This is a genomic window from Streptomyces sp. NPDC048392 (genome assembly GCF_043200575.1).
Lineage (GTDB): Bacteria > Actinomycetota > Actinomycetes > Streptomycetales > Streptomycetaceae > Streptomyces.
Genome location: NZ_JBICYB010000095.1, coordinates 1 through 2534, shown reverse-complemented (window position 1 = coordinate 2534; position 2534 = coordinate 1). Strand labels below are relative to the sequence as shown.

Here is a 2534-nt window from a genome sequence, read left to right as displayed (position 1 = left end):
CGCCGACCAGGCAGCGACCGAACAAGTGAACCTGAAACCACGTCAACCCGCTCTGACCAGCTAGTCAGCCACTCCCGCACTGCGGGGGAACCTCAAACTCCCTGGAGCACCGACGAAAGACCTGGTTCAGCACCGACGACACTCGCGATAGGGAGAGGATGTGCACCCCCGCAGTGCGAAGGATTTGGAGAACTACCGGCGACATGACGAACGGCTGTGCCTGTGACACTGTCCAAGCCACGTCCCTCATCGTTGCGGAGAATGGCCTCATCGACCACATTCGGCAGCACGCCAAGCTCTCCGAGGCTGCCTACCGAGGCCCTGAGAGTTGGAGCTACCGGAGTCAGTTCCAGATCCTGCTGGCCCTCGGCCGCAGGTTCACCCCCACGCCCAGCCCCGATGACCTGATCGGCATGCCTGACCGGCTCTGTTACGGCAATGCGGCCCGCTACGCCCAGAGCCATCGTGACGAAGGCGTGGTGTACGCAGAAGGGTTCGCCCTCACGCATGCCGGGCTCGACTTCTACCTGCCTCACGCTTGGGTCGTGCATCCTGACGGCACGGCGCTGGACCCGACCTGGGATGACGCGCCAGGCCGGGCCTACGTCGGCATTCCGATCGCCGACTCCAGACTGTGGCCCGATGACGGTCGAGGCTTGCTCCATGACTTCGACCGCACCTTGCCATTGCTGCGCGACGGCTTCCCTCGACGTGCGCTTGCTGATCTCGGCCGCCCGCTCATCGCGGAAGGGGCCGCATAGGCAATTCCACGGGAAATGATCTCTGTGGGTACGGCAAGTACCGATGCCGGAGGAGTAAGGAACCACAGGTCAGTGGGTTTCGTCGGTGCCCCTCCCTGGAGCCGGCCAACCCATTCGAGGCGGCAGGGACGACGAGTAAGAGTGGCTGCGGAGAACATGCCAGGTGCCCGGGCGGCGCCGTCGTTCTTCCCGTCCGGACGCCTGGAGCGTCTCAGTGCTCGGGCAGCGCCCCCGTCCGGCCCGTTACCACGACCCGGACCGGCACCTGTTCCCGTGCGCTGGTCCTGCGTCGTCCGATCTTCTCTGCGGCCCGCTCGTCCCACACCTCATCCGGTGCCTGGCTCTGGCGCGTGCGGGGCCGTCAACGCAGAGCGGCGCCTCGAAACGCTTGGTGATCAAGTGGGGCAGACGCAACACAGGCATGCGTACACGATGAGGTACGACAGTCCGGCCGCGATCGATCCGAACCGAGTGGCGACAGACCACCAGGCAAGTAGTGACACGCATTGGGAAGAGATAGATCTGATTGACTAGTTGATACACGAGTCGATAGGCTTTTCAGATAAGCCTTGATAGGTGGACCGGGGAGACGCCACTCGTGAGAACTTGACATGCGCCGAGAACCGACTCGCCATCATCGCCATTCGCGTCGTCCAGGATCACTAGAACGAAACCCGCATCGAGAGAGACCCGGCCAACCCCAGCCCGACCGTGCTGCGGCTCATCGCTGAAGAGCTCCACAACCGACGCCGCACCCAGGCCGTGATCGCCAAGATCCACCTACACCGAAACCGAGGCATCCCATGACCAGCCCCCCGGCCGAGGACTCCCCCCACCTCACCGTCGCCGATCTGGCCAAGCGCTGGAAGACCACCCCGAATGGCATCCGAATCCGCCGCCATCGAGGCCGCGCCCCGCAGGGCTTCAAGAGCGGACTCCAAGTGCTCTTCCCACTCTCCGAGGTCGAGGCGTGGGAGGCCAAGCGGATGGCTGAAGACAAGCCCTCGCACCGCGGCACGACGGTCGAGCACCGGCCGGCCGAGCCGCTCCGCGTCCGCCGCGCGAAGGCCTAGCTGTATTGACCCGCAGCGTTGTTGACGCGGCTGATGGGCGGGTGGCCAGCCGAGTGCGGTGTGGCAGCGGTGGTGGTTGTAGGTGTGGAGGAAGTTCCGCGAGGCGGGACCTGCGAGCCCTGGTGCGATGTTCGCGGCAGCCGCAGACCAGGGCAGTTGCCGGGTGGATGTCGTTCGACGCCGGTCGCCACGTTGCCGCCTAGAGCCTGTCTCTTTGGCCGATGGGCGACTGTGGTGAGGCTGGTTAGGCTGCTGCGATGACGGACAGCGAGCTGATCGTTGACCTGCGCGGTCGGCTGATCGAGACACTCGACGGCTTCTGGGACGCGGTGAGCGAGCCGTGCGGGCTCCCGGAGTGGTTCGGTCGGAACCTGGACGCGTGGTCGGACACGATCGAGACCCGAGGAATCTCCGAGGTGATCGACAGCCACGACATCCTGATCGTGCACGTCGACCAGCAAGGTCTCTTTGACGGGCACCGACCGGAGGCCAACATCCTGGCCGACATCTTCGATGGCGAGCGGAACCGACTCGTCGTTCACGGGCCAGCCTGACGAACCCTTCGGACGCCTTCTTGGAGCGCGGCCTCGTAGGCGATGGCGAGCTTGGGTCTTGTCCCCGATGAGTGGACACCTGTTCGTTTCGTTATGCGGCAAATGTCAGGGGAGCTGACTGCTGTTCGTAGGCGATCGGTGCCTGC

3 protein-coding genes and 1 pseudogene are annotated in these 2534 nt (G+C 64.8%); 3 read left to right on the top strand and 1 reads right to left on the bottom strand.

Going from position 1 to position 2534, the window contains the following annotated elements; all coding sequences use genetic code 11:
- Positions 1-203: 203 nt before the first annotated feature.
- Together ACGFYH_RS37305 and ACGFYH_RS37300 are read left to right on the top strand one after the other, a co-directional pair.
- Entirely contained in the window at positions 204-761 is a 558-nt protein-coding gene (locus tag ACGFYH_RS37305; protein WP_393807616.1) for a hypothetical protein, read from the top strand.
- 803 nt (positions 762-1564) lie between these two features.
- Entirely contained in the window at positions 1565-1834 is a 270-nt protein-coding gene (locus ACGFYH_RS37300; protein WP_393807615.1) for a DNA-binding protein, read from the top strand.
- On the opposite strand, the pseudogene ACGFYH_RS37295 reads toward ACGFYH_RS37300, so the two are convergent.
- Positions 1831-1939, bottom strand: a pseudogene (locus ACGFYH_RS37295) (IS481 family transposase); the annotation flags it as partial. The gene ACGFYH_RS37300 and the pseudogene ACGFYH_RS37295 sit on opposite strands and share 4 nt — an antisense overlap.
- A 152-nt stretch (positions 1940-2091) precedes the next feature.
- Between ACGFYH_RS37295 and ACGFYH_RS37290 the strand changes: the two are divergent.
- Positions 2092-2388, top strand: a complete 297-nt coding sequence (locus ACGFYH_RS37290) for a barstar family protein (protein WP_393807614.1) — start codon at positions 2092-2094, stop codon at positions 2386-2388.
- Positions 2389-2534 lie beyond the last annotated feature (146 nt).

What these genes read in the sequence shown, in the direction of transcription:
- ACGFYH_RS37305 (WP_393807616.1), top strand. Translation starts at nt 204, where the DNA reads ATGACGAACGGCTGTGCCTGTGACACTGTCCAAGCCACGTCCCTCATC.
- ACGFYH_RS37300 (WP_393807615.1), top strand. Translation starts at nt 1,565, where the DNA reads ATGACCAGCCCCCCGGCCGAGGACTCCCCCCACCTCACCGTCGCCGAT.
- ACGFYH_RS37290 (WP_393807614.1), top strand. Translation starts at nt 2,092, where the DNA reads ATGACGGACAGCGAGCTGATCGTTGACCTGCGCGGTCGGCTGATCGAG.